This window comes from Nocardiopsis lucentensis DSM 44048 (genome assembly GCF_000341125.1).
In the GTDB taxonomy this organism is placed as follows: domain Bacteria; phylum Actinomycetota; class Actinomycetes; order Streptosporangiales; family Streptosporangiaceae; genus Nocardiopsis; species Nocardiopsis lucentensis.
Map to the genome: position 1 here is coordinate 1 of NZ_ANBC01000668.1, position 7,944 is coordinate 7,944.

At 67.2% G+C, this 7,944-nt stretch carries 6 protein-coding genes and 1 pseudogene; 1 reads left to right on the forward strand and 6 read right to left on the reverse strand.

Features of this window, described 5'->3' with window-relative positions:
- Together D471_RS35800 and D471_RS0123540 are read right to left on the reverse strand one after the other, a co-directional pair.
- A pseudogene (locus D471_RS35800) lies at nucleotides 1-467 on the reverse strand (hypothetical protein); the annotation flags it as partial.
- Between the two features lie 134 nt (nucleotides 468-601).
- Nucleotides 602-1,984, reverse strand: coding sequence for an LVIVD repeat-containing protein (locus D471_RS0123540; protein ID WP_026128007.1), 1,383 nt, complete (start codon nucleotides 1,982-1,984; stop codon nucleotides 602-604).
- 280 nt (nucleotides 1,985-2,264) lie between these two features.
- Between D471_RS0123540 and D471_RS0123545 the strand changes: the two genes are divergently transcribed.
- Nucleotides 2,265-2,972 carry a DUF305 domain-containing protein gene (locus tag D471_RS0123545; protein ID WP_017600893.1) on the forward strand — a complete coding sequence of 236 codons (708 nt, stop codon included), beginning with the start codon at nucleotides 2,265-2,267 and terminating at the stop codon, nucleotides 2,970-2,972.
- Between the two features lie 195 nt (nucleotides 2,973-3,167).
- Here the strand turns inward: D471_RS0123545 and clpX are convergent, their stop codons facing one another.
- From clpX to tig, 4 genes are all read right to left on the reverse strand, one after another.
- Entirely contained in the window at nucleotides 3,168-4,442 is a 1,275-nt protein-coding gene (clpX, locus tag D471_RS0123550; protein WP_017600894.1) for an ATP-dependent Clp protease ATP-binding subunit ClpX, read from the reverse strand.
- A 294-nt stretch (nucleotides 4,443-4,736) separates the two neighbouring features.
- Nucleotides 4,737-5,393: an ATP-dependent Clp protease proteolytic subunit gene (locus tag D471_RS0123555; RefSeq protein WP_017600895.1), complete on the reverse strand. Its 657-nt coding sequence runs from the start codon at nucleotides 5,391-5,393 to the stop codon at nucleotides 4,737-4,739.
- Between the two features lie 49 nt (nucleotides 5,394-5,442).
- Nucleotides 5,443-6,075 carry a ClpP family protease gene (locus D471_RS0123560; protein ID WP_083924307.1) on the reverse strand — a complete coding sequence of 211 codons (633 nt, stop codon included), beginning with the start codon at nucleotides 6,073-6,075 and terminating at the stop codon, nucleotides 5,443-5,445.
- A 208-nt stretch (nucleotides 6,076-6,283) separates the two neighbouring features.
- A complete protein-coding gene (gene tig / locus D471_RS0123565; RefSeq protein ID WP_017600897.1) occupies nucleotides 6,284-7,705 on the reverse strand; it encodes a trigger factor in 1,422 nt (473 codons plus the stop codon).
- Nucleotides 7,706-7,944 lie beyond the last annotated feature (239 nt).

The following is a 7,944-nucleotide window of genomic DNA, read 5'->3' on the forward strand; positions in this document are numbered from 1 at the left end:
TCGGAGATGTCGAAGACCCGGATGCCCTCGAACCCGTCCGGGTCCGTGCCGGATGTCGCGGGGGCGCCGCACTCGTCGCTGGCCCTGGGGTAGTCGACGGAGAAGTACAGCAGGTCGCCGCTCACGCTCACGTCGCCCTGACCCCCGGGGCACAGCACCTCGGAGACCACCCGGGGCGACTCGGGCTCGGAGATGTCGTAGACGACGAAACCGTTGTAGTTGCCGCCGATGGCGTAGTCACCGGTGAACGCCAGGTCCGAGTTGAACGCGTCCATCGCCTCCGACTTGGGGACGTTGGCCACGTGGGTGACGTTGTCGCTGGTCTCGGCGTCACTGGTGAACGTCTCCTGGGCCAGTGCGCTGGAGGGTCCCAGCAGTCCGGCGACGAGGGCCGCCGCTCCCGCGAGGGCGAGTCCGACGGCGCCGCGCCCGGCTAGGGCGCGAGGGGGGCGGGGGGATGACGCCATATGTACTCCTGGTTCCGATTAGAACGAAACACGAAGAACGTACACAGTTAAAGGTCGGAATGTATAGGGGGAGACAAAAGAAACATGATCGTTAACACTGTGTCCCCCTCGCCCGGTCCTCCTGCACACCCTGCCTAGGAACCCGGCAGCGACGGCTGGGACTGCGGGTTGAACTCCACGAGCGCGACGTCCTCCGCGGGCGTGAGCCGCGGGTCGGTGAGGCGCAGCACGTCCAGACCTCGCTGGATATTGGACGAGTACACGTGTCCGTTGTAGTAATAGGCCGACCAGGATCCCGCTGTACGCAGGGTGTCCGGGTCCCAGGGGCCGCGGTCGAGGTAACCGATCTCCTCGGGGTGGTCGGGGTCGGTGAGATCGATGATCGACACCCCGCCCTGGTACCAGGACTGGACGAAGAAGTCACCGCCGGGAACGGGGATCAGCGAACCGTTGTGCGCCACACAGTTCTCTGTTTCGGACTGGTGGCGTGGCAGTTTGTAGTAGCTCCGGAATTCGAGCGTGGGCGTCTCACCCGAGTGGTCCACCGAGTACACGGCGTCCGCGCCGCGCTCGGGTCCGACCTCCTCGGTGCACACGGCCGCCGTTCCTCCGCCCAGTTCGTCGGTGAAGACCACGTTGGCCGCGTCATTGGTGAAGGTGGCCGAGTGCCAGAAGGCGAAGTTCTCGTCGCGCACCCGGTGGAGCACCACCGGGGCGACCGGGTCGGAGATGTCGAGCAGCAGCCCGTCCCCCAGGCACGCGGCGGCGGCCAGCCCGCGCTCGGGGTAGGCGGTGATGTCGTGGCAGCCCGTGGTGGTCGCGTCGCCGCCGTCGGGGAAGAGGGCCGGTTCGCTGACGATCGCCGCCTCCTCGGGTGCGTCGTGCGGCACCTCGATGACGGTGATCTTGTCGTGCGGAGGCTGGCAGTTCGGGAACTCCTCCGAGGGCGAGTAGGAGGACACGTAGACGTAGTCGCGTCGTCCGTCCGCGGCCGGGACCAGCGTGTTGGTGTGCGAACCGCAGTCGGTGCGCACCGCCGCCACGTACTGCGGGTCGGCCTTGTCGGAGATGTCGAAGACCCGGATGCCCTCGAAGCCCTCCGCGTCCGCGGGGGAGACGGGCGCCGAACCGCACTCCTCGTCGGCCCTGGGGTAGTCGACGGAGAGGTACAGCAGGTCGCCGCTCACGCTCACGTCGCCCTGACCCCCGGGGCACAGCACCTCGGAGACCACCCGGGGCGACTCGGGCTCGGAGATGTCGTAGACGACGAAACCGTCGTAGTTGCCGCCGATGGCGTAGTCGCCGGTGAACGCCAGGTCCGAGTTGTAGGCCGCGGAGTCGGCCAGCGCGACGGGTTTGGGCACGCTGGCCAGGTGCTCCACACCGCCGCCGAGGACGGGGACGTCGTCCGCGAACGCCCCCGGGACCGCCGTCCCGAGGACCAGAGCGCAGCCCGCGCCGAGAGCACCCCACCGCACCGCAGGACCGACTCCGCCTCGTCGCGTGAACGCGGCCATGACAGACACCCCCAGCGGCTACACAAAGCAGTCAATTAACTACCTTGTGTTTTACTCTGGATAGAGCGCGCACTCCAGACGAAACGCCGAGATCGGACATCCCTCCCGGATTCCACTCCCCCTCCACCTGGAACGGAGTCCCGAGGGGAATCGCGAGAATCGGGCCGACACGTTGCCGGGGCTGGACAAAACACCCAAGCAGTGAGTAGAAAACCGGCAGGGTGTCACGCTGGCACCACTTCGCGGACCCCCGTCCGCCAACCCCGTCTGGAGGACACCCGTGCGTCGTCTGGCACTCGCGGCAGGAACCGCGCTCACCCTGCTCGGAGTCTCGGCCTGCACCGACGACGGACCGGGGTCGGCCAACGTCATCGCCCCCGGAGCGCCCGGTGAGTCCTCCTCACCCGCCACGTCCGACCAGATCGCCGCCCTTGCCGAGGAGCAGGGCCACAACGCCGCCGACGTCAACTACCTCGTGCTCATGATCGAGCACCACCGGCAGGCCCTGGAGATGGCCGACCTGGTTCCGGACCGGCACCAGCGGGACGGGATCGACAGCATCGCCGACCGCATCGCGGCCGCGCAGGGACCCGAGATCACGGCCATGGAGAGCTGGCTGGAGGAGAACGTCCTGGGCCCGGCCCGGGAGAACCCCGCCTACCGGAACTTCTGCGGGCTGGAGGGCGACGGCTCCCACCACGGCGGAGGGGAGGAGGACCTGCCCGGGTGCGACCTGGAGGTCGACCACGACGACATGCCGGGGATGGCCTCCGAGGAGGAGATGGCGGAGCTGGAGTCCGCCGAGGGGGACGAGTTCGACCGGCTCTTCGTGGAACTCATGACCACCCACCACGAGGGCGCGATCATCATGGCCGAGGACCTGCTCGCCGAGGGGCACGACCGCACCGTGACACGGATGGCCAACGACGTCATCGCCGAGCAGACCGCCGACATCGAGCGCATGGAGCAGATCCTCGAGAACGAGTGACCGCTCCGCGATGGTCACCCGGTGCCCGACGAACCGCGCGGGGCCGGGCGGCCCGGTGCCCCCCGAGCGCCCCCTCCGGCGGGGTGTGCTCCCGTGGCGCGCCCCACCGCCGGACGCGACCGTGGGCGTCCCCGGCCTCTGACACACGACGATCCCCGTTCCCGACGGCAGGGGGAACGGGGATCGGGGTTCGGATCAGGCGGACTTCTCCTCGGGACCGGCGTCGCGCTGGTTCCTGGGGACGATGGTGGGGTTGACGTTGTCGATGACCGTCTCCCGCGTGATGATCACCTGACCCACATCCTCACGAGAAGGCACCTCGTACATCACCGACAACAACACCTCCTCGATAATCGCCCGCAACCCACGCGCACCCGTCCCCCGCACGATCCCCTGCTCGGCGATCGCCTCCAACGCGTCCCGCGTGAACTCCAACTCCACATCATCCAGCTCGAACAACCGCTGGTACTGCTTCACCAACGCGTTCTTCGGCAACGTCAGAATCCGGATCAACGCCTCACGATCCAGATCATGCACACTCGTGATCACCGGCAACCGACCCACGAACTCCGGAATCATCCCGAACTTCAACAGGTCCTCCGGCATCACCTCACCGAACAACGCCGACTCGGCCACCTCGGACCGCGGCCGCAGCACCGCGTTGAACCCCATCCCCTGCTGGCCCGTCCGCGACTCGATGATCTTCTCCAGACCCGCGAACGCGCCACCACAGATGAACAGCACGTTCGTCGTGTCGATCTGGATGAACTCCTGGTGCGGATGCTTGCGGCCCCCCTGAGGCGGCACACTCGCCGTCGTCCCCTCCAGGATCTTCAACAACGCCTGCTGCACACCCTCACCCGACACGTCCCGGGTGATCGAGGGGTTCTCACTCTTGCGAGCGACCTTGTCCACCTCGTCGATGTAGATGATCCCCGTCTCGGCCTTCTTCACGTCATAGTCGGCCGCCTGGATCAACTTCAGCAGGATGTTCTCCACATCCTCGCCCACATACCCCGCTTCCGTCAGCGCCGTGGCGTCCGCGATCGCGAACGGCACGTTCAGAATCCGCGCCAACGTCTGCGCCAACAACGTCTTCCCAGACCCCGTCGGCCCCAACAGCAAGATATTGGACTTGGCGATCTCCACGCCCTCGTCGCCAGGGCGCTCGCCCTCCGAGCGCACCCGCTTGTAGTGGTTGTACACCGCCACCGACAGGGCCTTCTTCGCCTGTTCCTGACCGATCACGTACGAGTCCAGGAACTCGTAGATCTCCCGCGGCTTGGGGAGGCTGTCCCACGTGAGCTCGGTGGCGTCAGCGAGTTCCTCTTCGATGATCTCGTTGCACAGATCGATGCACTCATCGCAGATGTACACGCCGGGGCCAGCGATGAGCTTCTTCACCTGCTTCTGGCTCTTGCCGCAGAACGAGCACTTCAGCAGGTCCCCGCCGTCGCCGATGCGTGCCACCCAGCCACTCCTCAAAACTAAGGCCGCCCCGTCGGTGCCGCTCACGCGAACCGTGCGGAAGTCAAGCTTCCGACGCCGTCCACGACCGGAGGCCACGGACGAGGCGATCTGTGTGTCGCTCTCCGCCAGACTAAGCGAAAAACCGGACCGGCTTCACCACCGGGCTGTCCCAGGCGGGTCAAAGACCGGTCCGGCTCGCTGGCTTCCGACCCGCCGAACTCCCCCGAATCACCGGGAACGGACGGCCGAGACCGAATTCGGCGCCGGCCGCCCCGGAGGGCGGCCGGCGGGGTCCTACTTCAACGACGCCTTGCGGTAGGGCAGGACGAAGTCGATGAGCCCGTAGTCGACCGCCTCGTCGGCGGTCAGGATCTTGTCGCGCTCGATGTCCTTGGACACCTGCTCGACCGAGCGCCCCGTGTGCCGGGCCAGCGTGGTCTCCAGCTGGGAGCGGATCCGGGTGATCTCGTTGGCCTGGATCTCGATGTCGCTGGCCTGACCGTGCATGGCCTCGGTGGCGGGCTGGTGGATCAGGATGCGGGCGTTGGGCAGCGCGCCACGCTTGCCCTTCGTGCCGCCCGCGAGGAGGATCGCGGCGGCCGAGGCGGCCTGGCCGATGCAGACCGTCTGGATGTCGGGACGCACGAACTGCATCGTGTCGTAGATGGCCATCAACGAGGTGAACGAGCCACCCGGGGAGTTGATGTACATCTGGATGTCCCGCTCGGAGTCAAGCTGCTCGAGGGTGATGAGCTGGGCCATCAGGTCGTTGGCCGACGTGTCGTCGATCTGCACGCCGACGAAGATGATCCGCTCCTCGAAGAGCTTGTTGTACGGGTTCATCTCCTTGACCCCGTACGACGTCCGCTCCACGTAGGACGGCAGGACGTAGCGGCTCTGCGGAGCCATCGAGGCCGCGCCGCCGATGAGACTGGGGTTGAACTCGGTCATTTCACGCCTTCCACGCACTGCGCCGTTCCTGGATGCAGGTCCGACGGGATCAACTCTCGGAACGGTCCGCGGTCACGTCGAGCGTCCCCTCGAGGACCTCGTCGATGAAGCCGTAGTCCTTGGCCTCCTGCGCGGTGAACCAGCGGTCCCGGTCGGCGTCCTTCTCGATCTGCTCCGGCGACTGCCCGGTGTGCTCGGCGATCTTGCCGATGAACATCTTCTTCACGTACAGGAGCTGGTCGGCCAGGATCCGGATGTCGGAGGCCGTACCCCCGATGCCACCGGAGGGCTGGTGCATCATGACCCGTGTGTGCGGCAGGGCGTAACGCTTGCCCGGGGTACCGGCGCACAGCAGCATCTGGCCCATCGAGGCGGCCAGACCGATGCCCACGGTCCGGACGTCGTTGGGGATGTACTGCATGACGTCGTAGATCGCCATACCCGCCGTGACGGAACCGCCCGGCGAGTTGATGTACATGGTGATGTCCCGATGGCGGTCCTCAGCGGACAGCAGCAGGAGTTCGCCGACGAGACGGTTGGCGATCTCGTCGTCCACCTGGTCGCCGAGGAAAACGATTCGCTGGCGCAACAGGCGCTGAGGCGTCTGCTCAGTAAAAGGGGAAAACTGCGGCTCCGACGCGCGGGCGCCGAATCGCGGGGACTCTTCAAAGGTCGGAGGCACTCTCGTCACCTGCTCCGGAATCGAAACGGTTGCGATACAGCGACACTAACGCCGACGGGTACCGGGCTCGCACCGATACCGTGTCTGTTCGCTTTGAGCGCAGGGTGGAACAAGCTTCACACAGGGCTTTCCTCCAAGAGCGAACGACGAACGGGCCCCGCCCGACCGGAAGGTCGAACGGGGCCCGTGGGCGCGCGGCGAGCGGGGACTACTTGGTGTCCTCGCCCTCCTCGTCCTTGGCGTCCTCGGTGGACTCGGTCGCCTCGGCGGCGGCCGCGGCGGCGGCCTTGGCGGCCTCCTCGACGGCGTCCTCGGCGTCCTGGCCCTTGTCCTGCTCGACGACGTTGCCGTCCTCGTCGGTGACCTTGGCCTCGGCCAGGACCAGGTCCATGGCCTTGCCGCGGACGACCTCGGTGAAGGCGACGCGGATCTGGTTGGACTCGACCAGGTGCTGGGCGAGCTGGTCCGGGCTCACGCCCATGCGCTGGGCCTGCTCGAACACGTACTGGCTGAGCTCGCCCTGGTCGGCGCTGAGCTCCTCCTGGAGGGCGAGCTGGTCGAGGATGAACCCGGCCTTGACGGCGGAGCGGGCACCGGTGGTGAGCTCCTCCTCGAACTCCTCCTCGGTCTTCTCCTGCGACTCCAGGTAGGCCTCCTTGGTGAGGCCGCCCTGGGCGAGCTGCTGCTCCAGGCTCTGGCGGCGGCGGGTGATCTCCTCGTCCACGACCGACTCGGGCAGCGGGATGTCGACCGACTCGATCAGCTTCTCCAGGGCCTTGTCACGGGCCGCGGAGAGCTGCTGGATGCGGCGGACCTCGCCCATGCGCTTGCGCACGTCCTCGCGCAGCTCGTCGATCGTGTCGAACTCGCTGGCCAGCTGGGCGAACTCGTCGTCGAGCTCGGGCAGCTCCTTGACCTTCACACTGTGCACGGTGACGGTGACGTCCGCCTCCTTGCCCTCGTGCTCGCCACCCACCAGGGTGGTCTTGAAGGTCGCCTCGCCACCGGCCTCCATGCCGCGCAGGGTCTCGTCGAGGCCCTCCAGCATGGTGTTGGTGCCGACCTCGTAGGAGTAGCCGCTGACCGCGACGTCCTCCAGCTTCTCGCCGTCGATGGCGGCGGAGAGGTCGATCGAGACGTGGTCGCCGTCCTCCACGGGGCGGTCGGCCCCGACGAGGGTGGAGAAGCGCTCACGGAGCGTGCCGACCTGCTCGTCGACCTGCTCGTCGGTGACCTCGGCGCTGTCGACGGTCACCTCGATGCCCTTGTAGTCCTCCACCTCGAACTTCGGTCGGATGTCGACCTCGGCGGTGAAGGCGAGCTCGTCGTTGTCCTCCAGCTTGGTGACCTCCACGTCGGGCTGCCCGAGCGCGAAGAGCTCCTCCTTCTGGATGGCCTCGTTGTAGAGCTCCGGAACGGCGTGGTTCACCGCTTCGCTGATCACCGCGCCGCGGCCGACGTAGCGGTCGATCAGCCGCGCCGGCGCCTTGCCCGGGCGGAAGCCCTTGATCCGGACCTGCTTGGCGAGCGACTTGTACGTCACGTCGAAAGCGTGCTCGAGCTCCTCAAAGGGGACCTCGATGGTCAGCTTGACCCGGGTCGGGCTCAGCTCCTCGACATCGGTCTTCACGGGGCGGTACTCCTAGTTTGCCGGCTGGTGTCCGCGTCGGCCCGCATGCGCGCCACACACAACGGCGAACGGCACGCGCGCACCCCGGCCAGTCTGGTGACCGCGTTCTCCTGGGGTGCCCTGCGACGGGCTGGGACTTACAGTTTCCTGCTGATCGCACCAAGTCTAGGGCAGACAGACAGGGGGCCACGGCGCACGGCCGAGAGCCGCTGCCACGGATGGTCTCGTCGGGGGGGGGG

Excerpts from the sequence above, each read along its gene's own strand:
- D471_RS0123540 (WP_026128007.1), bottom strand. The coding sequence starts at position 1,984 with ATGGCCGCGTTCACGCGACGAGGCGGAGTCGGTCCTGCGGTGCGGTGG.
- D471_RS0123555 (WP_017600895.1), bottom strand. The coding sequence starts at position 5,393 with ATGACCGAGTTCAACCCCAGTCTCATCGGCGGCGCGGCCTCGATGGCT.